This is a genomic window from Streptomyces sp. NPDC002911 (assembly GCF_053591835.1).
In genome coordinates this window covers 153,348-176,119 of record NZ_JBSFUO010000001.1, presented here as the reverse complement: position 1 = coordinate 176,119, position 22,772 = coordinate 153,348, and the positions used below count along the sequence as shown (strand labels likewise).

Sequence of the window (22,772 nt, the reverse complement as noted above, 5' to 3'; positions counted from 1 at the left end):
CCCGACGCCCTCCATCGGGGCGCCGGGACCGGCGTTTTTTCCGGCTGTGCGGCCGGACGCGCCGCCGCGGTGCGGCACCGGCAGCACACCGTCCAACAGGCCCGCAGACGTATGACGCAGAAACCAGGAGCCCGAAGATGTTCGAGGCGGTCGAGGAACTGATCGGCGAGCACGCCGATCTCGAGAAGAAGCTCGCCGACCCGTCGGTCCACGCCGACCAGGCCAACGCGCGCAAGCTCAACAAGCGCTACGCGGAGCTGACCCCGATCGTCTCCACCTATCGGTCCTGGAAGCAGACCGGCGACGACATCGGGACCGCCCGCGAATTCGCGGCCGACGACCCGGACTTCGCCGCCGAGGTCAAGGTCCTGGAGAAGCAGCGCGAGGAGATCACCGAGAAGCTCCGCCTCCTCCTTGTCCCGCGCGACCCCAGTGACGACAAGGACGTACTCCTGGAGATCAAGGCGGGCGCGGGCGGCGACGAGTCCGCCCTGTTCGCCGGCGACCTCCTGCGCATGTATCTGCGCTACGCCGAACGTGTCGGCTGGAAGACCGAGATCATCGACTCCACCGAGTCCGAGCTCGGCGGCTACAAGGACGTCCAGGTCGCAGTGAAGACCAAGGGGGGCAACGGTGCCACCGAGCCCGGCCAGGGCGTCTGGGCACGGATGAAGTACGAGGGCGGTGTGCACCGTGTGCAGCGGGTGCCCTCCACCGAGTCCCAGGGCCGTATCCACACCTCCGCAGCCGGTGTGCTCGTCACGCCCGAGGCGGAGGAGGTCGACGTGGAGATCCACGCCAACGACCTGCGTATCGACGTCTACCGCTCCTCGGGCCCGGGCGGCCAGTCCGTCAACACCACGGACTCCGCCGTGCGCATCACGCACCTGCCGACCGGTGTGGTCGCCTCCTGCCAGAACGAGAAGAGCCAGCTCCAGAACAAGGAGCAGGCCATGCGCATCCTGCGGTCCCGGCTGCTGGCCGCCGCCCAGGAAGCCGCTGAGCAGGAAGCCTCCGACGTACGCCGCAGCCAGGTGCGCACCGTGGACCGCTCCGAGAAGATCCGGACGTACAACTTCCCGGAAAACCGGATCTCGGACCACCGCGTCGGCTTCAAGGCGTACAACTTGGACCAGGTCCTCGACGGTGACCTCGACGCCGTCATCCAGGCCTGCGTCGACGCCGACTCGGCCGCCAAGCTCGCCGCCGCATAAGGCGCGTACGACCCGCCCCGCCCCGCTCGTGAACCCGTACGGAGAACCGCGATGAACCTGCTGCTCGCCGAGGTGGCCCAGGCCACCCAGCGGCTGGCCGACGCCGGTGTCCCCTCGCCGCGATTCGACGCCGAGGAACTGGCCGCGTTCGTGCACGGCGTCAAGCGGGGCGAGCTGCACCATGTGCCGGACGCCGATTTCGACGCCCGCTACTGGGAGACGATCGCCCGCCGCGAGGCCCGTGAGCCGCTCCAGCACATCACCGGCCGCGCTTTCTTCCGCTACCTGGAACTCCAGGTCGGCCCCGGTGTCTTCGTGCCGCGCCCGGAGACCGAGTCGGTCGTCGGCTGGGCGATAGACGCGGTCCGCGCGATGGACGTCGTCGAACCGCTGATCGTCGACCTCTGCACCGGATCGGGCGCGATCGCTCTCGCCATGGCGCAGGAGGTGCCGCGCTCCCGTGTGCACGGCGTGGAGCTGTCCGAGGACGCCCTGCAGTGGACGCGGAAGAACGCCGAGGGGTCCAGGGTCACCATCCACCGCGGAGACGCCCTGAGCGCCCTTCCCGAGCTCGACGGCCAGGTCGACCTCGTCATCTCCAACCCTCCCTACATCCCGCTCACCGAGTGGGAGTACGTGGCGCCGGAAGCCCGCGACCACGACCCGCAGATGGCACTGTTCTCCGGCGAGGACGGCCTCGACACCATCCGGGGCATCGAACGCACCGCGCACCGCCTGCTCCGCCCGGGCGGGGTCGTCGTCATCGAGCACGCCGACACCCAGGGCGGCCAGGTGCCGTGGATCTTCACCGAGGAGCGGGGCTGGGCCGACGCGGCCGACCACCCCGACCTGAACAACCGGCCCCGGTTCGCGACGGCCCGCAAGGCCATGCCGTGACCACCGGGACACCGGCACCGCACGATCCCTACCCGCCATACCCGTACATGTCCGAGGAGGCCGGCTGATGGCACGGCGATACGACTGCAACGACGCGACCGACCGTACGACCGGCCTGCGTGAAGCCGCGTCCGCCGTCCGCCGCGGCGAACTGGTCGTGCTGCCCACCGACACCGTGTACGGGATCGGTGCGGACGCCTTCAGCTCGGAGGGCGTCGCCGACCTGCTCGACGCCAAGGGCCGCGGCCGCAACATGCCGACCCCGGTCCTGATCGGCTCCCCGAACACCCTGCACGGCCTGGTCACCGACTTCTCCGAGCAGGCGTGGGAGCTCGTCGACGCGTTCTGGCCCGGCGCCCTCACGCTCGTCGCCAAGCACCAGCCGTCGCTGCAGTGGGACCTCGGTGACACCCGGGGCACAGTCGCCATCCGGATGCCCCTGCACCCGGTCGCCATCGAACTCCTCACGGAGGTCGGCCCGATGGCCGTCTCCAGTGCCAACCTCACCGGACACCCCTCGCCGGAGGACTGCGACGCCGCCCAGGAAATGCTCGGCGACAGCGTCTCCGTCTACCTCGACGGCGGTCCGACCCCCGGAATCGTCCCGTCCTCCATCGTCGACGTCACCGGCAAGATCCCGGTCCTGCTGCGGGCGGGCGCTCTCTCGGTCGAGGAACTCCGCAAGGTGGTACCCGACCTCGAGGTGGCCAATTGACCGCCCCTGAGGGGCGTGGCATAGCGCGGCAGTACGACACCTTCCGCATCCTCCACGTCAGCACCGGCAATGTCTGCCGCTCGCCCATCACCGAGCGTCTGACCCGTCATGCCCTCGTGGACCGACTCGGAGACCCGCTCAGCGGCGGCCTCATCGTGGAGAGCGCGGGCACCTGGGGGCACGAGGGCGCGCCCATGGAGGCCAACGCCGAGGTCGTCCTCGCCGACTTCGGCGCCGACGCCACCGGCTTCGTCGGCCGTGAGCTCCTGGACGAGCACGTGATCCGCGCCGACCTCGTACTCACCGCCACCCGGGACCACCGCGCGCAGGTGATCTCCATGGGCCACTCGGCGGGCCTGCGGACCTTCACGCTCAAGGAGTTCACCCGGCTGGTACGGGCCATAGACCCCGCCACGCTGCCCGATGCCCGTGAGGAGGGCGTCGTCGAGCGTGCCCGCGCACTGGTGCGCGCCGCGGCGGCCCTGCGCGGCTGGCTGCTGGCCCCCACCGCGGACGCGGACGAGGTCTACGACCCGTACGGCGCCCCGATCACCTTCTTCCGCTCCGTCGGCGACGAGATCAGCCAGGCACTCGATCCCGTCATGACGGCACTGACCGGAGTGCACGCCCCGCACTGACGGCCCGCACCGGGGTGCGCCGACCGGCGTAGAGGGGCGCCCGGCAGCGGGCAGGCGGCCCCCGGCGGGCCTACATTGGATCTGACCCCACGCACCCCCCTCCAGGCCCGGAGCCGTCAGATGCCGGTCACCACTCCAGCCGCACGCGCGGCCGCGCCATCGCCCTCCCCCTCCGACACCGCCATGCCGCAGGACTTCGGCGCCCTGCTCCGCCAGGACCCGGAGGTCGCCGGCATCCTGCTGGCCGAGGCCGGGCGGCAGTCCAGCACCCTCCAGCTCATCGCCGCCGAGAACTTCACCTCGCCCGCGGTCCTCGCCGCCCTCGGCTCCCCGCTCGCCAACAAGTACGCCGAGGGCTACCCCGGAGCCCGTCACCACGGCGGCTGCGAGCAGGCCGACGCCGCGGAACGTCTCGCCGTCCGGCGCGCCATGTCGCTGTTCGGCGCCGAACACGCCAACGTCCAGCCGCACTCCGGCTCCTCGGCCGTCCTCGCCGCCTACGCCGCGCTGCTGCGCCCCGGCGACACGGTCCTGGCCATGGGGCTCCCGTACGGCGGACACCTCACCCACGGAGCTCCGGGCAACTTCTCCGGACGCTGGTTCGAGTTCGCCGGCTACGGCGTCGATCCCGACAGCGGACTCATCGACTACGCACAGGTGCGCGCCCTGGCCCGCGCCCGGCGCCCCAAGGCGATCGTCTGCGGCTCGATCTCGTACCCCCGGCACCCCGACTACGGGCAGTTCCGGGACATCGCCGACGAGGTGGGCGCCTATCTGATCGCGGACGCCGCCCACCCTATGGGACTGATCGCCGGGGGAGCGGCCCCCAGCCCGGTGCCGCACGCGGACGTGGTGTGCGCGACGACGCACAAGGTGCTGCGCGGACCGCGCGGCGGCATGATCCTGTGCGGCGTCGAGCTGTCGGAACGGATCGACCGTGCCGTGTTTCCCTTCACACAGGGCGGCGCCCAGATGCACACGATCGCGGCGAAGGCCGTCGCGTTCGGGGAGGCGGCGGCCCCGGCGTACACGGTCTACGCCCACCGGGTCGTCGCGCACGCCCGTGTCCTGGCGGCCGCTCTCGAATCCGAGGGCTTCGAGGTCACCACGGGCGGAACGGACACCCACATCGTCGTCGCGGACCCCGCCCCGCTCGGCGTCGACGGCCGTACCGCCCGCGAGCGGCTCATGGCCGCCGGGCTGGTCCTGGACACCTGCGCCCTGCCGTACGGCGACGCGCGCGGGATCCGGCTCGGTACCGCGGCCGTCACCACCCAGGGCATGGACGAGGACGACATGGCACGGATCGCCGCCCTGTTCGGCGCGGCCGTGCGCGAGGAGCGCGCCCCGGGTCTGCTGCGGGCCGAGGTGCGGGGACTGGCCGAGCGCAATCCGCCGTATCCGGGGTAGGCGGTGTGGATGAGGTATGTGCAACCAACACCCGTGGCTCGGTGTCCTTGTTCTTGAGACTAGGGTGTGGGGCTGAGACAGCCGGCGAATTCTATGGGGCAGCCCGTGCGTGATTACCTGCTGACGCTCTGTGTCACGGCCGCAGTTACCTATCTGCTGACCGGACCGGTGCGGAAGTTCGCCATCGCGGTCGGGGCGATGCCCGCGATCCGTGCGCGTGACGTACACCGAGAACCGACACCTCGGCTCGGTGGCATCGCCATGTTCGGCGGACTGTGTGCGGGGCTGATCGTCGCGGACCACCTGTTCAACCTGAACGGTGTCTTCGAACTCTCCAACGAGCCCAGGGCGCTGCTGTCCGGCGCCGCCCTGATCTGGCTGATCGGCGTCCTGGACGACAAGTTCGAGATCGACGCGCTGATCAAGCTCGGCGGACAGATGATCGCCGCCGCGGTCATGGTCATCCAGGGTCTGACGATCCTGTGGCTGCCCATCCCCGGCCTGGGTACCGTCGCGCTCACCCAGTGGCAGGGCACGCTGCTCACCGTCGCGCTGGTGGTCATCACCATCAACGCGGTCAACTTCGTCGACGGCCTGGACGGCCTGGCGGCCGGCATGGTCTGCATCGCGTCCGCGGCGTTCTTCCTGTACACCTACCGCCTCTGGTACGGATACGGGATCGAGGCGGCAGCCCCCGCGACGCTCTTCGCCGCGATCCTGATGGGCATGTGCCTCGGCTTCCTGCCGCACAACATGCACCCCGCCCGGATCTTCATGGGTGACTCCGGATCGATGCTGATCGGCCTGGTGCTGGCGGCAGGCGCGATCTCGGTCACCGGCCAGGTCGACCCGGACGCGATGAAGCTCTTCGAGGGCAGTGAGCGACAGGCGACCCACGCGATGCTGCCGGTCTTCATCCCGCTGCTGCTGCCCCTGACGATCATCGCGATCCCGGCCGCCGACCTGATCCTCGCGATCGTGCGGCGTACCTGGAACGGTCAGTCGCCGTTCGCGGCCGACCGCGGGCACCTGCATCACCGGCTGCTGGAGATCGGGCACTCGCACAGCAGGTCCGTGCTGATCATGTACTTCTGGTCCGCGCTGATCGCGTTCGGCGCCGTCGGCTACTCCGTGCACTCCGCGTCGCTGTGGATCGTGCTGGTGATCGTCGGACTCAGCGCCGTGGGCCTGGTCCTGCTGCTCATGCCGCGCTTCACCCCTCGGGCTCCGAGGTGGGCTCAGCGGATCGTGCCGCCGCGCTACCGGCGCAGGCCCCGGGAAGGCGCCTCGGTGGCCTTCGAGGGACGTGGAGAACCCCAACGGGAGCCGGTGGGCGGGCAGGTGGGGTCCGCCGGTGACGAGGGCTCCAGGACTCCGGTCGCCACGGGTGCCTCAGGGTTCAACGGCGCCACCGCGATCGGCGGGCACGCGCATCACCCGGACAAGCGGAAGGCGAGCTCGCGCCGCTGAGCGCGGGGAGACCCGCAGGGTGTTCGGTCGCCTACCGCATGAAACGTGCAGAATCTGCGACGACATGCGAACGGTTAGCCCTTACGTGTGACAGTGAGCACCCTTTCGGGTAAAGACCTCATCAAATAGTTTGTGATAGCGTTCACGAGAGCCTGGCGGAGAGTCGGCAGTCCGCACTGTGACGGCCTGCACCGATGCACACAGCACCTCCGGATACGCTCACCGTTGAACGAAACCCCCGTCTTACGTACCCCTGCTGGAGAAGCATCCATGCCGTCGAACGACGCCCGAATCCTCCGAGGCGCCGCGATTCCCTCAGCATGCGCCGGCTTGATCGGTGTAGTGGTGGGGGCGTTGACGGCCGGTGTCGCCGGCGCCGCCGGTGCCGCCATCGGCACCGTCGTGGTGCTCGCCTTCTTCGGCGGTGGCCTGTACGGGATCGGAGTGGTGGGGAAGCGCTGGCCCGAGCTGTTCCTCGGCGCGGGCCTCCTGCTGTACACCACGCAGATCCTGCTGCTCGTGATCCTGCTGGTGATCTTCCGGGACGCGACGTTCATGGACGGCAGGGTCTTCGGGCTGACGACGCTCGGCTGTGTGGTCGTCTGGATCGCCGGCCAGGCATGGTCGAACGTCCGCGCCAAGACCCCTTATGTGGTGCCTGAATCCGACAAGTCGCCGACCGGACCGGAGAGTCGCCCGTGACTTCGCGGTGTACGTCCTCTCGGCGTAGGGGTGACATAAATCCCCGCTTCGAGGGCTGCTATCGTCCGACCCCGAGGGTGCGTCGAGTGAGGCAGCGAGTGCTGTGCGGGACAGCATCGCGTGTTCACCACCCTTCCGCCGGCGGCCCCGGCTCACAGCCGGCCGCCCAGACTTCCCGCGTATCCAGTCCAGTGCCGCCTTGTGGCCTCGTACCACGCCGACACATCGAGGAAGCCGTACCTATGCGTCATATCGAAGGAGCTCGCGGTGAGTGCTGACCAGTTGCTCGCCTTCGAGACCGATTGCCACCTCTTCAAGGGGTGCGGCTTCCCGGCTCCCAGTGTGTGGTCGTTCCTCTTCGAACCCATCGCCACGGTCGGTTCGGTCGAGATCAACAAGCCCATGCTGCTGGCGGCGATCGGTACCGTCGTCATCCTCGGTTTCTTCTGGGCCGCGTTCTCCAAGCCGAAGCTCGTCCCGGGCAAGCTCCAGATGGTGGCCGAGGCTCTCTACGACTTCGTGCGCCGCGGGATCGCCCGCGAGGTGATCGGTAAGAAGGGGGAGCCGTTCGTCCCCTTCCTGGTCTCCTTGTTCTTCTTCGTCTGGATGCTGAACCTGTGGGCGATCATCCCGCTGGGGCAGTTCCCGGTGAGCTCCGTCATCGCCTACCCCGCGGGCCTGGCGCTCGTCGTATGGGTCGTCTACATGACGGTGACCTTCCGGACGAACGGGTTCGTCGGAGGCATCCGTAACCTCTGCGTGCCGAGCGGCCTGCCGAAGCCGATCTACGTGATCCTGACGCCGATCGAGTTCGTCTCGAACATCTTCGTGCGGCCCTTCACGCTGGCGGTGCGACTCTTCGCCAACATGTTCGCCGGACACGTCCTGATCCTGATCTTCACGATCGCGACCTGGTACATGCTCGGCACCGTGCTCGGCACGGTCTACGCCAGCGCCTCGTTCGTCCTGACCCTGGTCATCACGGTCTTCGAGCTGTTCATCCAGGCGCTCCAGGCGTACGTCTTCACGGTGCTGACCGCCACCTACCTCTCCCAGGCGCTCGAAGAAGCGCACTGAGAGCCCGAAGCCACTTTCCGCTCCATCCCACAGACGTCCGGTGGACACATCCCACCGGCCCATTAAGAGAAGGAACCAAGGACATGTCTGCTCTTGAGACCCTTGCGGCTATCAACGGCAATATCGGCACCATCGGTTACGGCCTCGCCGCGATCGGCCCCGGTATCGGCGTCGGCATCATCTTCGGTAACGGTGTGCAGGCCATCGCCCGCCAGCCCGAGGCCGCCGGCCTCATCCGCCAGAACATGCTGCTCGGCTTCGCCGTCGTCGAGGCCCTGGCCCTGATCGGCTTCGTCGTTCCGTTCATCGTCAAGTGACGTACCGGCGTTAGCCCGATTCGACGGAAAGGTCCATCATGATGTACCTGGCAGCCGAGGAAGCGCAGAACCCTCTGCTTCCGGTGTGGCCCGAGGTCGTCATCGGCCTGATCTGCTTCTCCATCGTCTTCTTCGTCTTCTCGAAGAAACTCCTCCCGAGCATGAACAAGGTTCTGGAAGAGCGCCGAGAGGCCATCGAAGGCGGTATCGAGAAGGCCGACGCGGCACAGGTCGAGGCCCAGAGCGTTCTTGAGCAGTACAAGGCTCAGCTCGCCGAAGCCCGGCACGAAGCGGCACGTCTCCGTCAGGAGGCCACCGAGCAGGGCTCCGTGATCATCGCGGAGATGCGGGCGGAAGGGCAGCGCCAGCGCGAGGAGATCATCGCCGCCGGCCACACCCAGATCGAGGCCGACCGCAAGGCCGCGGCGTCCGCGCTGCGTCAGGACGTGGGCACCCTCGCCACCGCCCTGGCAGGCAAGCTCGTCGGCGAGTCCCTCGAGGACCACGCCCGGCAGAGCGGCACCGTCGACCGTTTCCTCGACGAGCTCGAGGCGAAGGCCGAGGCCGTCCGATGAACGGAGCGAGCCGCGAGGCGCTGGCCTCCGCACGCGAGCGTCTCGACGCGCTGACCGACTCCACGTCGGTCGACGCGGCGAAGCTCGCCGGGGAGCTGGCAGCCGTCACCGCGCTGCTCCACCGCGAGGTGTCGTTGCGCCGGGTCCTCACCGACCCGTCGCAGGGCGGCGAGGCGAAGGCCGAGCTGGCCGGACGGCTGCTGAGCGGTCAGGTGGGCGGCGAAGCCGTGGACCTGGTCTCCGGCATGGTCCGCTCCCGCTGGTCGCAGTCCCGTGACCTGGTCGATTCGGTCGAGGAGCTGGCGAGCACCGCAGACCTCACCGCGGCCGAGCGCGCGGGTGTGCTCGACGACGTCGAGGACGAGCTGTTCCGGTTCGGCCGGATCGTCGGATCCGACGTGGCACTGCGATCGGCTCTGACCAGCAAGTCGGCTCCGGTCTCCGCCAAGGGCGAGCTGCTGCGCAGCCTGCTCGGCGGCAAGGCGCAGCCCGTCACCGAGCGCGTGGTCACACGCCTCGTGACGCAGCCGCGAGGCCGTAGCCTGGAAGCGGGACTCGAGTCCCTGTCCACGCTCGCCGCCGAGCGCCGGAACCGCACGGTCGCCGTCGTCACCTCGGCGGTACCGCTGTCCGATCGGCAGAAGCAGCGCCTCGGCGCCGCCCTGGCGAAGATCTACGGCCGTCAGATGCATCTGAACCTGGACGTGGACCCCGAGGTCCTCGGTGGGATCTCGGTGCGCGTCGGTGACGAGGTCATCAACGGCACGATCGCGGAGCGCCTCGAAGAGGTCACCCGCAGGATGGCCGGCTGACAGCGCGCAGCGCCACACCGCACCAACTGAACGAGCAAGAACAGCGGCCCGGTTGGGCCGTGCAGAAATTGCAGAAGATTCCTGGGGGTCGCCCCCAGACCCCATTGAGAAACTTCGGGCCCAACAAGGAGAGCAGGGAACCCAGATGGCGGAGCTCACGATCCGGCCGGAGGAGATCCGGGACGCACTGGATAACTTCGTCCAGTCGTACCAGCCGGACGCGGCCTCGCGCGAGGAGGTCGGTACGGTCAGCGTTGCCGGTGACGGCATCGCGAAGGTCGAGGGTCTTCCCTCGGCCATGGCGAACGAGCTGCTGAAGTTCGAGGACGGCACCCTCGGTCTCGCCCTCAACCTCGAGGAGCGGGAGATCGGTGCGATCGTCCTCGGCGAGTTCAGCGGAATCGAGGAGGGCCAGCCGGTGCAGCGCACCGGTGAGGTGCTCTCCGTCGGCGTCGGCGAGGGCTACCTCGGCCGCGTCGTCGACCCGCTCGGCAACCCGATCGACGGTCTCGGCGAGATCGCGACCGAAAGCCGTCGCGCCCTCGAGCTGCAGGCCCCCGGCGTCATGGTCCGCAAGTCGGTCCACGAGCCGATGCAGACCGGCTACAAGGCAGTCGACGCCATGGTGCCGATCGGCCGAGGCCAGCGTCAGCTGATCATCGGCGACCGTCAGACGGGTAAGACCGCTCTGGCCGTCGACACGATCATCAACCAGCGCGACAACTGGCGCTCGGGCGACGTGAACAAGCAGGTGCGCTGCATCTACGTCGCCATCGGTCAGAAGGGCTCCACCATCGCCTCCGTGCGCGGTGCCCTCGAAGAGGCCGGTGCGCTCGAGTACACGACCATCGTCGCCGCCCCGGCGTCCGACCCGGCCGGCTTCAAGTACCTGGCGCCGTACACCGGTTCGGCCATCGGTCAGCACTGGATGTACGACGGCAAGCACGTCCTCATCATCTTCGACGACCTCTCGAAGCAGGCCGACGCCTACCGCGCCGTGTCGCTTCTGCTGCGCCGTCCGCCGGGCCGTGAGGCCTACCCGGGCGACGTCTTCTACCTGCACTCGCGTTTGCTGGAGCGCTGCGCCAAGCTCTCCGACGACATGGGCGCCGGTTCGATGACCGGCCTCCCGATCGTCGAGACCAAGGCGAACGACGTGTCGGCGTTCATCCCGACCAACGTCATCTCCATCACCGACGGCCAGTGCTTCCTGGAGTCCGACCTGTTCAACGCGGGTCAGCGTCCGGCGCTCAACGTCGGTATCTCGGTTTCCCGAGTCGGTGGCTCCGCCCAGCACAAGGCCATGAAGCAGGTCTCCGGCCGACTGCGCGTGGACCTCGCCCAGTACCGCGAGCTGGAGGCGTTCGCCGCTTTCGGTTCCGACCTGGACGCGGCCTCCAAGGCGTCGCTGGAGCGCGGTAAGCGCATGGTCGAGCTGCTGAAGCAGCCGCAGTACGCCCCGTTCCCGATGGAGGAGCAGGTCGTCTCCGTCTGGGCCGGCACCACGGGCAAGATGGACGACGTCCCGGTCGAGGACATCCGCCGCTTCGAGGGCGAGCTGCTGGAGTTCCTGCGCCGCGAGCGCAAGGACCTCCTGACCAGCATCGCCGAGGGCGGCAAGATGTCCGATGACACGCTGCAGTCGATCGCCGACGCGATCGCCGCCTTCAAGCAGCAGTTCGAGACCTCGGACGGCAAGCTCCTGGGCGAGGGCTGATCGATGGGCGCTCAGCTTCGCGTTTACAAGCGCCGCATCCAAGCCGTCACCGCGACCAAGAAGATCACCAAGGCGATGGAGATGATCGCCGCCTCGCGCATCGTCAAGGCGCAGCGCAAGGTGGCGGCGTCGATGCCGTACGCGACCGAGCTCACCCGTGCGGTGACCGCGGTGGCGACCGGCTCCAACACCAAGCACCCGCTCACCACCGAGGTCGAGTCCCCGGTCCGGGCGGCGGTCCTGCTCCTCACGAGCGACCGCGGTCTGGCCGGCGGATACTCCTCCAACGCCATCAAGGCGGCGGAGCGGCTGCGGGAGCGGCTGGCGGCCGAGGGCAAGGAGGTCGACACGTACATCGTCGGCCGCAAGGGTGTCGCGTACTACGGCTTCCGTGAGCGCAAGGTCTCGGAGTCGTGGACCGGCTTCACCGACAGCCCCGAGTACTCGGATGCCAAGAAGATCGCCGAGCCCCTCATCGCGTCCATCCAGAAGGACACGGCCGAGGGTGGCGTCGACGAGCTGCACATCGTCTTCACGGAATTCGTGTCGATGATGACGCAGAACGCGGTCGACGGCCGGATGCTGCCGCTGTCGCTCGACGAGGTCGCTGAGGAGAGCACCGAGAAGGGCGAGATCCTTCCGCTGTTCGACTTCGAGCCGTCGGCCGAGGACGTCCTCGACGCCCTTCTGCCGCGCTACGTCGAGAGCCGTATCTACAACGCACTGCTGCAGGCCGCCGCTTCCGAGCACGCCGCCCGCCGTCGTGCGATGAAGTCGGCGACCGACAACGCCGGGGATCTGATCAAGAGCCTTTCCAGGCTTGCCAACGCGGCCCGCCAGGCCGAAATCACCCAGGAAATCAGCGAGATCGTCGGCGGTGCAGGTGCGCTGGCCGACGCGTCCGCGGGGAGTGACAAGTAATGACGACGACAGTTGAGACGGCCGCTGCCACGGGCCGCGTCGCCCGGGTCATCGGCCCGGTCGTCGACGTGGAGTTCCCCGTCGACGCGATGCCGGAGATCTACAACGCCCTGCACGTCGAGGTCGACGACCCGGCCGAGGCCGGCGTTCGTAAGACGCTGACCCTCGAGGTCGCCCAGCACCTGGGCGACGGCGTGGTCCGCGCGATCTCGATGCAGCCCACCGACGGCCTGGTCCGCCAGGCCCCGGTGACCGACACGGGCGCGGGTATCACCGTCCCGGTCGGTGACATCACCAAGGGTAAGGTGTTCAACACCCTCGGTCAGATCCTGAACGAGCCGGAGGCCGAGGCGCAGATCACCGAGCGCTGGCCGATCCACCGCAAGGCCCCGGCCTTCGACCAGCTCGAGTCCAAGACCGAGATGTTCGAGACCGGCCTGAAGGTCGTCGACCTGCTGACCCCGTACGTCAAGGGCGGCAAGATCGGTCTGTTCGGTGGTGCGGGCGTCGGCAAGACGGTCCTCATCCAGGAAATGATCATGCGTGTGGCGAAGCTGCACGACGGTGTGTCGGTGTTCGCCGGTGTCGGCGAGCGCACCCGTGAGGGCAACGACCTCATCGACGAGATGACCGACTCGGGCGTCCTGGAGAAGACCGCACTGGTCTTCGGCCAGATGGACGAGCCGCCGGGCACCCGTCTGCGGGTCGCGCTGTCCGCCCTGACCATGGCGGAGTACTTCCGCGATGTGCAGAAGCAGGACGTGCTGCTCTTCATCGACAACATCTTCCGCTTCACGCAGGCCGGTTCCGAGGTCTCCACGCTGCTGGGCCGCATGCCGTCCGCAGTGGGTTACCAGCCGACCCTGGCCGACGAGATGGGTGTGCTCCAGGAGCGCATCACCTCGACGCGTGGTCACTCGATCACCTCGATGCAGGCGATCTACGTCCCCGCGGACGACCTGACCGACCCGGCCCCGGCCACCACGTTCGCCCACCTCGACGCGACGACGGTTCTCTCCCGTCCGATCTCCGAGAAGGGCATCTACCCGGCCGTGGACCCGCTGGACTCCACGTCCCGCATCCTGGACCCGCGCTACATCGCGCAGGACCACTACGACACGGCCAGCCGCGTCAAGGGGATCCTGCAGAAGTACAAGGACCTCCAGGACATCATCGCGATCCTCGGTATCGACGAGCTGGGCGAGGAGGACAAGCTCGTTGTCCACCGTGCCCGTCGCGTCGAGCGCTTCCTGTCGCAGAACACCCACGCCGCCAAGCAGTTCACCGGCCTGGACGGTTCGGACGTTCCGCTCGACGAGTCGATCGCCGCGTTCAACGCGATCTGTGACGGGGAGTACGACCACTTCCCCGAGCAGGCGTTCTTCATGTGCGGTGGCATCGAGGACCTCAAGGCCAACGCCAAGGAGCTCGGCGTCTCCTGAGCCTCCGGCTCACCGAGGGGGGTGGGTGTGTCCCGCCCCCCTCACCACGCCCCGTAGAATTGAACCGACACCCGGCACAACCGCCGGGTGGTGACCCGAGGAGCCACCCTTGGCTGCTGAGCTGCATGTCGAGCTGGTCGCCGCGGACCGCAGTGTCTGGTCCGGCGAGGCCACCCTCGTCGTCGCACGTACCACGTCCGGTGACATCGGCGTCATGCCCGGTCACCAGCCGCTTCTCGGTGTGCTGGAGTCGGGCCCGGTGACGATCCGTACGAGCGACGGCGGCACCGTCGTCGCTGCCGTGCACGGCGGTTTCATCTCGTTCGCGGACAACAAGCTCTCGCTGCTGGCGGAGATCGCCGAGCTCGCGGCGGAGATCGATGTCGAGCGCGCAGAGCGTGCGCTGGAGCGCGCGCAGTCCGACACGGACGCCGGCGCGGAGCGCCGCGCGGACGTGCGACTGCGTGCGGTGGCGGCGCACTGAGCGTCCCCACGAGGAGTTTTTGACTCAGCCGCGGCCCGAGCTGGAGAGATCCAGACCGTGTCGCGGCTGAGGCGATGCAGGTGCAGTCCGGTTCGGCTCGGTGCGGTATCCGTTACTCGACGATGCGAGGAGGTCGGTGGAGATGGTCCTCGCTTTGTGGGTGGGCGGTCTGGTCGTCGTACTGGTCGCGGTGGGTCTGTTCGTCTTCGGTCTTCGCCGGAGGCTGATCCAGCGCTCGGGCGGAACGTTCGACTGCAGCCTGCGCTGGGATGTGTCCGAGGAGCCCGATCCGTCCGGCAAGGGCTGGGTGTACGGGGTCGCCCGCTACAGCGGTGACCGCGTCGACTGGTTCCGGGTCTTCTCCTACTCGCCCCGGCCGCGCCGCGGCCTGGAGCGCTCCGCCATCGAGGTGGTCGCGCGCCGGCTGCCCGAGGGCGAGGAGGAGCTGGCGCTCCTGTCCGACTCCGTCGTGCTCGGCTGTCTCCACCGGGGGACGCGCCTGGAGCTGGCGATGAGCGAGGACGCCCTGACCGGCTTCCTCGCCTGGCTGGAGGCGGCGCCGCCCGGCCAGAGGGTGAACGTGGCCTGAGGTCTCGCAGACGGGCGAAAACCGGGGAGACAGGGGGCGGACCTGTCTCCCCGGCGCTTTTCCGGGGTTCGACTGCCTCGTGGGGGCTAGTTGAGGCCGCTGTCCATCGCGCTCACGAGCTCACCGTTGGCTGTGTCGCCGCTGAACTCCCAGAAGAACGCCCCGCCCAGCCCCTGGCTGTTCGCCCAGGTCATCTTGGACGCGATGGTCGCCGGGGTGTCGTAGCTCCACCAGTTGGTGCCGCAGTGGGCGTACGCGGTGCCGGCGATCGTGCCGGTGGCCGGGCAGCTGTTCTTCAGGACCTTGTAGTCCTCGATGCCCGCCTCGTACGTTCCCGGGGCCGCCCCGGTCGCCGTACCGCCGGGTGCCGCCTGCGTGACGCCGGTCCAGCCGCGGCCGTAGAAACCGATACCCAGCAGCAGCTTCGAGGCGGGGACGCCCTTGGCCTTCAGCTTGGCGATGGCGGCGGCGCTGTTGAAGCCCTCCTGCGGGATGCCGCTGTACGAGGTCAGGGGGGAGTGCGGGGCCGTCGGACCCTTGGCCTCCCAGGCGCCGAAGAAGTCGTACGTCATCACGTTGTACCAGTCGAAGTGCGCTGCGGCGCCCGCGTAGTCGGCGGCATCGATCTTGCCGCCCGCCGAGCCGTCCGCGGTGATCGCGGCAGTGACCAGGTTGTTCGTGCCGAATTTCGTGCGCAGCGCCGAGGAGAGGTTCTTCAGCGCGGCGGGTCCGCTGGTGTCGCAGGTGAGACCGCAGGCGTTGGGGTACTCCCAGTCGATGTCGATGCCGTCGAAGACGTCGGCCCAGCGGGGGTCCTCCACCAGGTCGTGGCAGGACTGGGCGAAGGCGGCCGGGTTCTGCGCCGCGGCACCGAAGCCGCCGGACCAGGTCCAGCCGCCGAAGGACCAGATGACCTTGATGTGCGGGTACTTCGCCTTGAGCTTGCGCAGCTGGTTGAAGTTGCCGCGCAGCGGCTGGTCCCAGGTGTCGGCGACCCCGTCGACCGACTGGTCGGCGGTGTAGGCCTTGTCGTAGTCGGCATAGGCGTCACCGATGGTGCACTTGCCGCCCTGGACGTTGCCGAACGCGTAGTTGATGTGGGTGATCTTCTCGGCGGAGCCCGAGGTCACGAGGTTCTTGACGTGGTAGTTGCGCCCGTAGACGCCCCACTCGGTGAAGTAACCGAGGTTGACCTTGCCACCGGGGCCCGGGTCGGTGGTGCCGGTGGTGCGGACGGCGACCGAGGCGCTGACCGGACCGGTCTGGTCGGCGGTGTCACGGGCTTGCACCGTGTAGGAGTAAACGGTGCCCTTGGTGAGACCGGTGTCGGTGTACGTCGTCGTCGTGACCGTGGCGACCTTGGCGCCGTCGCGCAGGACGTCGTAGTTCTTGACGCCCTTGTCGTCGGTGGCGGCGCTCCAGGTGAGCTTCGCCGAGGTGTCCGTGATGCCGCTCGCGGTGGGGGTGCCGGGCTTGGACGGGGCGCTGTCGCCGGGGACGCTGCCGCCGTCACAGGAGGCGCCGTTCAGCTTGCAGCCGGTGGGGGAGCCGGTGCCGGTGCCGTTGAAGCCGAAACTGATGCTGGCGCCCGGAGCGACCGTACCGTTCCAGCCGAGGTTCTTCGCGGTCCAGTGGGTTCCGGAGCTGGTGACGGAGGCGTCCCAGGCGGAGCCGACCGCGGTGCCCGAGGGGAAGTCCCACTCGATCGTCCAGGAGGAGAGGGCGGTCGTACCGGTGTTCTTGACCGTCCACTGGCCCTCGAAGCCGCTGCCCCAGTCGGACTTCTTGACGTAGGTGGCGGTCGCGGAGGCGGCGGCCTCGGCGGGGGAGGCCAGGCCGACCATCGCGGCGAGGGGGAGCAGCAGTGCGGTGAGGCCCGCGACCGCCTTGGATCTGGTGGCTGTGCCGGCTGCGCGTCTCCATCTGAGTCGGGAGAGGCTTACGGGGTTGTCAGTGCTCAACGGTGCTCCTCGGGTGAGGTCCGGCAAACGGGGATGATCCGTAACCTGCGAACCCTGCGTCGCCCTGAGCCGCTTTGTCATGGCGTACTCACCGCAGCGTGTTCGGTGAGATTAGGAAGGTCTGGACCAATCGTCAAGAGGTCCAGACCAAGCAACGTTCCGGACCGGAGATCAGAGGCCCCACTCCTGTGCGAGCACCGCTGCTTGCACCCGGCTGCGGAGCTCCAGCTTGCCGAGCAGTCTGCTGACGTGTGTCTTCACCGTCGCCTCCGCCATCGAGAGCCGGCCCGCGATCTCCGCGTTCGACAGGCCCTCACCCAGACAGCCCAGCACCTCGCGCTCCCGGCGCGTGAGTGTGTCGAGGGCCTCCGGAGCGGGCCCGGCCGTCCTGCGCGCGGAGGAGGCCCCGGCGAACTCCTCGATCAGCCGCCGCGTCACGGCCGGGGCGATCACGCCCTCGCCGCGCGCCACCGTGCGTACGGCATGGAGCAGGTCCTTGGCGTCGGTGTTCTTCAACAGGAAGCCCGACGCACCCGCGCGCAGCGCGCCGAAGACGTATGCGTCCAGGTCGAAGGTCGTCAGCACCAGCACGTCCGCCAGCCGCTCCGCCACGACCTGCCGCGTCGCGGACACCCCGTCGAGCCGGGGCATCTGCACGTCCATCAGCACCAGATCCGGGCGGAGTTCACGGGCCAGGCGCACGGCTGCCTCGCCGTCGGCCGCCTCGCCCACGACCTCGATGTCCGGCGCGCTGCCCAGGATCAGCACCAGTCCCGCGCGCACCGCCGACTGGTCCTCGGCGACCAGCACCCGGATCGTCATGTCTTCTACGCCCTTTCCTCGACGGGCAGTTCGGCCCGCACCAGCCAGATCTTCACGCCGTCGCCCCGGCGTTCCAGGCCCGCCTCGACGGTCCCGCCCAGCAGCGCGACCCGTTCCCGCATCCCCACGAGGCCGGCCCCCGAGCCGGGCGCACGCGGCCCGGGCCGGTCTCCGAACACGCTGCCGACCTCCACCGTCAGAAGCTTGCGCGACCCACGCAGCCGGACCGTCACCGGGCCCGGCGCCGCATGCTTCAGCGCGTTCGTCAGCGACTCCTGGACGATGCGGTAGGCCGCCAGCTCCACCGGTGCGGGCAGCGGCCCGGACTCCCTTCGGCCGTCGTCCAGGATGACGTCGAGCCCGCTGGACGCGGAGCTGGCGCCGGCCTGCTCCACCAGAGCCTCCACGGAGGCGAGGGTCGGGGCCGCGCTCGGCGGCCCGTCCGCGCCGTTCTCCCGTAGCAGCCCGATCAGCCGCCGCATCTCGGCCAGTCCGTCGACACTGTTCTGCCGGATGACGCCGAGGGCGTCGCGAGAGGTGTCCGGTTCGTCGATGGAGAGCGCGGCGGTGGAGTGGATGGCGATCGCGGAGAGGTGGTTGGCGACCATGTCGTGCAGCTCGCGGGCCATTCGCGACCGCTCGGCGGTCACCGCCTGGACCCGGTCCATCTCGGCCAGGAGCGCGGTCTGGTCTGCGCGCAGCCGGGCCGCGTCGGCGGCGTCGCGGTGGTTGCGCACGCTGGCCCCGGTCAGGGCGGGACCGAAGAAGACCACGCCGACGACGATCCCGATGAGGACGGCGTCCGCCGACGGGGCCCAGGCGACGAAACCGACCGTCGTGGCGACCGTGACGAGCAGCGCGATCACCGGAACGCGGCGCGAGGCGGCGGGCGCACCGTACAGCACCGCGGCGTACACGAGGTCGGTGAACAGCAGCAGGGTCGCGAGGCTGCCCACCGTGAACTGATCGGCCACCAGTGCGAGCGTGCCGGCCGCCAGAGCGGTGAGCGGGGCGCAGCGCCGTAGCAGTTCGAGGGCTGACATCGCGACGAGTGGCAGCAGGGACACCCAGGGGGCGTCGAAGAGCCGGCCGTTCTGGATGTGAATGCCGATCAGCCACATGATCACACCGCCGGACAGCCCGATGACCGCGAGCAGGACGTCGTGGCGATGCGGACGCACAAAGGAGAACACCCTCCCATCCAACACGGCGGCGTGCCGCAGCACGTCCGTTCGCGGGGTGAGGCGCGGCTACATCGAAGGATGCAGTCACGTTTCGTCACTGCTGACGACGATCCGGCGCCCAGCGGAGGGGAGTCTGGAGGGACCGGAAGGAGAAGTACCGTGATCGTCACACTGATCGTGCTCTGCGAGGTCGGCTTCTGGGTCCTGCTGGCCGCCGGACTCGGACTCCGGTACATCGCGAAGAAGCCGCGGCTGGGTGCCGCCGTGCTGCTGTGCGAGCCCCTGCTGGAGGTCGTCCTGCTGGTGGTGACCGCCATGGACCTGAAGGACGGCGCCGAACCGGGCATGAGGCACGGTATCGCCGCCGTCTACATCGGCTTCACCGTCGGACTCGGCCACTCCACCGTCAAGTGGGTCGACGCCAGGGTCGCCCACCGCTTCGCCGGCGGCCCGGCCCCGGTGAAGCCCCCGAAGTACGGGATGGCGCGGGCCGCCCACGAGTGGCGCACCGCCGCCCGCTGGATCGTGGCCGCGGTGACCGCCATGGCGCTGCTCCAGGCGGCAATCTGGTACGTCGGCGGGCACGGCGACACCGGCTCGCTGCAGATGTGGCAGCAGAAGATGCTCTGGGTGATCGGGCTCAACCTGATCATCGCCGCGGGCTACACGGTGTTCCCCAAGCAGGAGCCCAAGGACCGGGTCGGGGCGGGCCGCTGATCAGCGCTCGCCGCCCGGCACCCACAGCACGTCGCCGACCTCCTTGTTCGCCGTCCTCGCGAGGATGAACAGGAGGTCGGAGAGGCGGTTCAGGTACGTCGCGGTCAGCGCGTTCATCACGTCCCCGTGAACCTCCAGGGCCGCCCAGGTGGACCGCTCCGCCCGCCGGACGACGGTGCAGGCCTGGTGCAGCAGCGCCGCCCCGGGAGTTCCGCCCGGAAGGATGAAGCTGCGGAGCTTGTCCAGCTCCTCCAGGAAGGTGTCGCAGTCGGCCTCCAGCTTGTCGACGTAGGACTGCTCCACCCGTAGCGGCGGGTACTCCGGGTTCTCCACCACCGGTGTGGACAGGTCCGCACCCACGTCGAAGAGGTCGTTCTGCACGCGGACGAGGACCTTCACGACCTCCTCGGAGAGGTTCCCGAGCGCGACGGCCGTGCCGATGACGGCATTGGCCTCGTTGGCGTCGGCGTAGGCGGAGATCCGCAGATCGGTCTTGGCGGTCCGGCTCATGTCGCCGAGGGCGGTGGTGCCCTTGTCGCCGGTACGGGTGTAGATGCGCGTCAGATTGACCATGGGGCCAGCGTAGTTATGCTCCGGCCCTGCGGAGGGCACGCGTGCCGGTCGGCACAGCCGGAAGGGCGACGCGAGGGCCACGGGTGACCAGGTCCTCCCGCACGGTGGCGTGCGGGTCCACCCCGCCGGACCGGGCGACGGGACCGCACTTCTCGCGGACCCCCGCCGGGTCCGCGGCCAGGTCACAGCCGGAGACGGTGGAGATCCGGCTGGACCCGGACGTGCTGATGGCGGGCCTAGGGGCCACAGAAGCAGAGCGAACCGAAAATGCACTCCCACCAAACTTTCAGGGCCACCATGAGCTCCGTAGGATGGGCTCATGGCTGAGGGGCTGAGGGAGCGGAAGAAGCGCCGGACGAGGCAGCACATCTCCGACGTGGCCACCGGGCTCTTCGTGGAGCGGGGCTTCGACGCGGTCACGATCTCCGAGATCGCCCAGGCCGCCGATGTCTCGGTGAACACGGTGTACAACTACTTCCCGGCCAAGGAAGACCTCTTCCTGGACCGCAGCCGGGGCATCGTCGACCGGCTCTCGCGCTGTGCCCGCGGCCGTGACGCGGGGGAGTCCGCCGCCGACGCCGTCCTGCGCGAGCTGCGGACCCAGGTGGAGGGCGTCTCGCCAGCGGTCGGCCTCGTGGACGGCTACGCGAGCGTCATGCGGGTCATCGAGGGCGCCGACAGCCTCAAGGCCCGCCTCTGGCGCATCGGGCAGGAGGCCCAGTTCCACCTGGAGAGCACCCTGCGCGAGGAGTCCGGGGCGGATCCCGGCGACCGGGCTCCGAATCTGGTGGCCGGTCAGCTCTCCTGGGTGCACAGCACCCTCATGGCGTACATCGGCGGCGAGATGGTCGCGGGCCGCAAGCCTGACCAGGTCTCGCGGGACGCGCTCGTGCTGCTCGACGAGATGGAGGACCTCCTCGGCGAGAAGGTCCTCAACTACGCGCGACGTGCCGCCACGTGACGCCGGCCGGTGTGATGTCCGTCATGTGAGACGTGACGCGCATCTCTTCAGGGCCCCATGGCCCCTCACGGGTACTAATCTCCGCCGGAGAGCATGCGAACGACTGACAAGCATTGGGGTGCGGAACGTGGCCAGGAAGCTCGCCGTCATCGGCGCCGGACTCATGGGGTCCGGTATCGCGCAGGTCTCCGCCCAGGCGGGCTGGGACGTCGTGCTGCGTGATGTCACCGACGAAGCCCTGGCCCGTGGGCGCGGCGGCATCGAGGCCAGTTACGGCAAGTTCGTGGCCAAGGGCAAGCTGGAGGCCGCCGACGCCGAGGCCGCGCTCGCCAGGATCACCACGACCACCGACCTCGACGCCGTGGCCGATGCCGATGTCGTCGTCGAGGCCGTCTTCGAGAAGCTCGAGGTCAAGCACGAGATCTTCCGTACGCTCGACAAGGTCGTACGCAAGGACGCCGTCCTCGCCTCCAACACCTCCGCCATCCCGATCACCAAGATCGCGTCCGTGACGGAGCACCCGGAGCGGGTCGTCGGGGTGCACTTCTTCTCGCCGGTCCCGATGATGCAGCTCTGCGAGCTGGTGCGCGGTTACAAGACCAGCGACGAAACACTCGCCACCGCACGGGAGTTCGCCGAGTCCGTGGGCAAGACCTGCATCGTCGTCAACCGCGATGTCGCGGGTTTCGTCACCACCCGGCTGATCTCGGCGCTCGTCGTCGAGGCGGCCAAGCTGTACGAGTCGGGCGTCGCCTCGGCCGAAGACATCGACACCGCCTGCAAGCTGGGCTTCGGTCACGCCATGGGCCCGCTCGCCACGGCCGACATGACCGGCGTCGACATCCTTCTGCACGCCACGGGCAACATCTACACCGAGTCCCAGGACGAGAAGTTCGCCGCTCCGGAGCTGATGCGCCGGATGGTCGACGCAGGTGACATCGGCCGCAAGAGCGGGCAGGGCTTCTACACCTACTGATCACGACCCGGGGGCCCCGGGCTGTCTGATGTGCCGTCAATCAGACCAGGGGACCCGGGATCCGGCGCCCACCGGCGGACGGATCCCGCGGATACCGCCGTACCTGCTTCACCCATCGGGGTGAATTCGGTATCGGTTCACACACAGACGGCAACTTCCCTGTCGCTGCGGCAGTCAGTTGTGGCAGAGGCAGAAAGAGAAGAACCAGACAGACCGACCTAGCTGCGGAGCACTTCCGGGGAGCGCATATGCACATCAGGGGCGACCATGCCGAGCTGGTCGTCGGGGGACGCCTCGACGTCCGAAGCGCGGCGGACGCCCGTACGGTCCTGCACTCGGCCGTCGACGACGGAGCCGGCGACCTCGTGCTGAACCTGACCGAGCTGGACTCGTGGGACGCCACCGGCCTCGGCGTCATCATGGGCGCGCACCGCAGAGCCGGCCGGGCCGGCCGACGGCTGGTGCTGCGCGGCGTCCCGCCGCAGATGCAGCGCCTGCTGGTGGCGACGAGACTGCACAGGATCCTGGCCATCGAGGGCGGGATCGCCGCGGACTCCCTGCCACGCGTCTGAGAGCGTCGGGCGACACACGCACAATC

25 protein-coding genes are annotated in these 22,772 nt (G+C 69.0%); 20 read left to right on the top strand and 5 right to left on the bottom strand.

Annotated features, from left to right (window positions below):
- The first annotated feature begins 137 nt into the window (after positions 1-137).
- The 16 genes from prfA (at position 138) to ACWD04_RS00680 (ending at position 14,980) form a co-directional block, all read left to right on the top strand.
- The gene (gene prfA / locus ACWD04_RS00755; protein WP_014154059.1) at positions 138-1,214 is read left to right on the top strand and encodes a peptide chain release factor 1; all 1,077 of its coding nucleotides are present in this window, start codon (positions 138-140) and stop codon (positions 1,212-1,214) included.
- Between the two features lie 51 nt (positions 1,215-1,265).
- On the top strand, positions 1,266-2,111 hold the full coding sequence (gene prmC / locus ACWD04_RS00750; protein WP_451126659.1) for a peptide chain release factor N(5)-glutamine methyltransferase: 846 nt from the start codon (positions 1,266-1,268) through the stop codon (positions 2,109-2,111).
- A gap of 67 nt (positions 2,112-2,178) precedes the next feature.
- On the top strand, positions 2,179-2,826 hold the full coding sequence (locus ACWD04_RS00745; protein WP_356088299.1) for an L-threonylcarbamoyladenylate synthase: 648 nt from the start codon (positions 2,179-2,181) through the stop codon (positions 2,824-2,826).
- Positions 2,823-3,464 (top strand): arsenate reductase/protein-tyrosine-phosphatase family protein, encoded by a 642-nt coding sequence (locus tag ACWD04_RS00740; protein ID WP_451126656.1) that lies wholly within the window; start codon positions 2,823-2,825, stop codon positions 3,462-3,464. Before ACWD04_RS00745 ends, ACWD04_RS00740 begins: the two co-directional genes overlap by 4 nt.
- A gap of 120 nt (positions 3,465-3,584) precedes the next feature.
- Positions 3,585-4,874 carry a serine hydroxymethyltransferase gene (locus ACWD04_RS00735; protein ID WP_451126654.1) on the top strand — a complete coding sequence of 430 codons (1,290 nt, stop codon included), beginning with the start codon at positions 3,585-3,587 and terminating at the stop codon, positions 4,872-4,874.
- 93 nt (positions 4,875-4,967) lie between these two features.
- A complete protein-coding gene (locus ACWD04_RS00730; protein ID WP_451126652.1) occupies positions 4,968-6,344 on the top strand; it encodes an MraY family glycosyltransferase in 1,377 nt (458 codons plus the stop codon).
- A 330-nt stretch (positions 6,345-6,674) separates the two neighbouring features.
- On the top strand, positions 6,675-7,046 hold the full coding sequence (locus ACWD04_RS00725) for a hypothetical protein (protein ID WP_451126650.1): 372 nt from the start codon (positions 6,675-6,677) through the stop codon (positions 7,044-7,046).
- 249 nt (positions 7,047-7,295) lie between these two features.
- On the top strand, positions 7,296-8,123 hold the full coding sequence (gene atpB, locus ACWD04_RS00720; RefSeq protein ID WP_451127415.1) for a F0F1 ATP synthase subunit A: 828 nt from the start codon (positions 7,296-7,298) through the stop codon (positions 8,121-8,123).
- A gap of 83 nt (positions 8,124-8,206) precedes the next feature.
- Positions 8,207-8,440, top strand: a complete 234-nt coding sequence (atpE, locus tag ACWD04_RS00715; protein ID WP_451126648.1) for an ATP synthase F0 subunit C — start codon at positions 8,207-8,209, stop codon at positions 8,438-8,440.
- 38 nt (positions 8,441-8,478) lie between these two features.
- The gene (locus ACWD04_RS00710) at positions 8,479-9,015 is read left to right on the top strand and encodes a F0F1 ATP synthase subunit B (protein WP_451126646.1); all 537 of its coding nucleotides are present in this window, start codon (positions 8,479-8,481) and stop codon (positions 9,013-9,015) included.
- Positions 9,012-9,827 (top strand): F0F1 ATP synthase subunit delta, encoded by an 816-nt coding sequence (locus tag ACWD04_RS00705; RefSeq protein ID WP_451126644.1) that lies wholly within the window; start codon positions 9,012-9,014, stop codon positions 9,825-9,827. Before ACWD04_RS00710 ends, ACWD04_RS00705 begins: the two co-directional genes overlap by 4 nt.
- 145 nt (positions 9,828-9,972) lie before the next feature.
- Positions 9,973-11,544, top strand: coding sequence for a F0F1 ATP synthase subunit alpha (gene atpA / locus ACWD04_RS00700; RefSeq protein ID WP_451126642.1), 1,572 nt, complete (start codon positions 9,973-9,975; stop codon positions 11,542-11,544).
- A gap of 3 nt (positions 11,545-11,547) precedes the next feature.
- The gene (locus tag ACWD04_RS00695) at positions 11,548-12,465 is read left to right on the top strand and encodes a F0F1 ATP synthase subunit gamma (protein ID WP_451126640.1); all 918 of its coding nucleotides are present in this window, start codon (positions 11,548-11,550) and stop codon (positions 12,463-12,465) included.
- Entirely contained in the window at positions 12,465-13,907 is a 1,443-nt protein-coding gene (atpD, locus tag ACWD04_RS00690) for a F0F1 ATP synthase subunit beta (protein WP_451126638.1), read from the top strand. Before ACWD04_RS00695 ends, atpD begins: the two co-directional genes overlap by 1 nt.
- A 109-nt stretch (positions 13,908-14,016) precedes the next feature.
- On the top strand, positions 14,017-14,391 hold the full coding sequence (locus ACWD04_RS00685) for a F0F1 ATP synthase subunit epsilon (RefSeq protein WP_451126636.1): 375 nt from the start codon (positions 14,017-14,019) through the stop codon (positions 14,389-14,391).
- Positions 14,392-14,533: 142 nt separating this feature from the next.
- On the top strand, positions 14,534-14,980 hold the full coding sequence (locus tag ACWD04_RS00680) for a DUF2550 domain-containing protein (protein WP_014154045.1): 447 nt from the start codon (positions 14,534-14,536) through the stop codon (positions 14,978-14,980).
- Positions 14,981-15,066: 86 nt separating this feature from the next.
- Here ACWD04_RS00680 and ACWD04_RS00675 read toward each other — a convergent pair whose 3' ends face one another.
- The 3 genes from ACWD04_RS00675 to ACWD04_RS00665 form a co-directional block, all read right to left on the bottom strand.
- Complete coding sequence (locus tag ACWD04_RS00675) at positions 15,067-16,941, bottom strand: glycosyl hydrolase family 18 protein (RefSeq protein ID WP_451126634.1); 1,875 nt, start codon at positions 16,939-16,941, stop codon at positions 15,067-15,069.
- A 171-nt stretch (positions 16,942-17,112) separates the two neighbouring features.
- Positions 17,113-17,763 (bottom strand): response regulator, encoded by a 651-nt coding sequence (locus tag ACWD04_RS00670; RefSeq protein WP_451126632.1) that lies wholly within the window; start codon positions 17,761-17,763, stop codon positions 17,113-17,115.
- Positions 17,764-17,768: 5 nt separating this feature from the next.
- A complete protein-coding gene (locus ACWD04_RS00665; RefSeq protein WP_451126630.1) occupies positions 17,769-18,956 on the bottom strand; it encodes a sensor histidine kinase in 1,188 nt (395 codons plus the stop codon).
- 150 nt (positions 18,957-19,106) lie between these two features.
- Here ACWD04_RS00665 and ACWD04_RS00660 point away from each other — a divergent pair, with 150 nt between their 5' ends.
- A complete protein-coding gene (locus tag ACWD04_RS00660; RefSeq protein ID WP_451126628.1) occupies positions 19,107-19,664 on the top strand; it encodes a hypothetical protein in 558 nt (185 codons plus the stop codon).
- Here the strand turns inward: ACWD04_RS00660 and ACWD04_RS00655 are convergent, their stop codons facing one another.
- Positions 19,665-20,237 (bottom strand): cob(I)yrinic acid a,c-diamide adenosyltransferase, encoded by a 573-nt coding sequence (locus tag ACWD04_RS00655; protein WP_451126626.1) that lies wholly within the window; start codon positions 20,235-20,237, stop codon positions 19,665-19,667.
- Between the two features lie 13 nt (positions 20,238-20,250).
- On the bottom strand, positions 20,251-20,484 hold the full coding sequence (locus ACWD04_RS00650) for a hypothetical protein (RefSeq protein WP_451126624.1): 234 nt from the start codon (positions 20,482-20,484) through the stop codon (positions 20,251-20,253).
- 72 nt (positions 20,485-20,556) lie between these two features.
- Between ACWD04_RS00650 and ACWD04_RS00645 the strand changes: the two genes are divergently transcribed.
- The 3 genes from ACWD04_RS00645 to ACWD04_RS00635 all read left to right on the top strand — a co-directional run bounded on the left by ACWD04_RS00645 (position 20,557) and on the right by ACWD04_RS00635 (position 22,746).
- Positions 20,557-21,198, top strand: a complete 642-nt coding sequence (locus ACWD04_RS00645; RefSeq protein WP_451126622.1) for a TetR/AcrR family transcriptional regulator — start codon at positions 20,557-20,559, stop codon at positions 21,196-21,198.
- 127 nt (positions 21,199-21,325) lie between these two features.
- Positions 21,326-22,174 carry a 3-hydroxyacyl-CoA dehydrogenase family protein gene (locus ACWD04_RS00640; RefSeq protein WP_451126620.1) on the top strand — a complete coding sequence of 283 codons (849 nt, stop codon included), beginning with the start codon at positions 21,326-21,328 and terminating at the stop codon, positions 22,172-22,174.
- 248 nt (positions 22,175-22,422) lie between these two features.
- Positions 22,423-22,746, top strand: a complete 324-nt coding sequence (locus ACWD04_RS00635) for an STAS domain-containing protein (RefSeq protein WP_073745281.1) — start codon at positions 22,423-22,425, stop codon at positions 22,744-22,746.
- The last annotated feature ends 26 nt before the right edge of the window (positions 22,747-22,772 follow it).

Coding starts and splice junctions, on each gene's coding strand:
- ACWD04_RS00695 (WP_451126640.1), top strand. CDS start 11,548: ATGGGCGCTCAGCTTCGCGTTTACAAGCGCCGCATCCAAGCCGTCACC.
- ACWD04_RS00635 (WP_073745281.1), top strand. CDS start 22,423: ATGCACATCAGGGGCGACCATGCCGAGCTGGTCGTCGGGGGACGCCTC.
- atpD (WP_451126638.1), top strand. CDS start 12,465: ATGACGACGACAGTTGAGACGGCCGCTGCCACGGGCCGCGTCGCCCGG.
- ACWD04_RS00670 (WP_451126632.1), bottom strand. CDS start 17,763: ATGACGATCCGGGTGCTGGTCGCCGAGGACCAGTCGGCGGTGCGCGCG.
- ACWD04_RS00645 (WP_451126622.1), top strand. CDS start 20,557: ATGGCTGAGGGGCTGAGGGAGCGGAAGAAGCGCCGGACGAGGCAGCAC.
- ACWD04_RS00730 (WP_451126652.1), top strand. CDS start 4,968: ATGGGGCAGCCCGTGCGTGATTACCTGCTGACGCTCTGTGTCACGGCC.
- prfA (WP_014154059.1), top strand. CDS start 138: ATGTTCGAGGCGGTCGAGGAACTGATCGGCGAGCACGCCGATCTCGAG.
- ACWD04_RS00705 (WP_451126644.1), top strand. CDS start 9,012: ATGAACGGAGCGAGCCGCGAGGCGCTGGCCTCCGCACGCGAGCGTCTC.
- ACWD04_RS00735 (WP_451126654.1), top strand. CDS start 3,585: ATGCCGGTCACCACTCCAGCCGCACGCGCGGCCGCGCCATCGCCCTCC.
- ACWD04_RS00680 (WP_014154045.1), top strand. CDS start 14,534: ATGGTCCTCGCTTTGTGGGTGGGCGGTCTGGTCGTCGTACTGGTCGCG.
- atpE (WP_451126648.1), top strand. CDS start 8,207: ATGTCTGCTCTTGAGACCCTTGCGGCTATCAACGGCAATATCGGCACC.
- atpA (WP_451126642.1), top strand. CDS start 9,973: ATGGCGGAGCTCACGATCCGGCCGGAGGAGATCCGGGACGCACTGGAT.
- ACWD04_RS00655 (WP_451126626.1), bottom strand. CDS start 20,237: ATGGTCAATCTGACGCGCATCTACACCCGTACCGGCGACAAGGGCACC.
- ACWD04_RS00745 (WP_356088299.1), top strand. CDS start 2,179: ATGGCACGGCGATACGACTGCAACGACGCGACCGACCGTACGACCGGC.
- ACWD04_RS00710 (WP_451126646.1), top strand. CDS start 8,479: ATGATGTACCTGGCAGCCGAGGAAGCGCAGAACCCTCTGCTTCCGGTG.
- prmC (WP_451126659.1), top strand. CDS start 1,266: ATGAACCTGCTGCTCGCCGAGGTGGCCCAGGCCACCCAGCGGCTGGCC.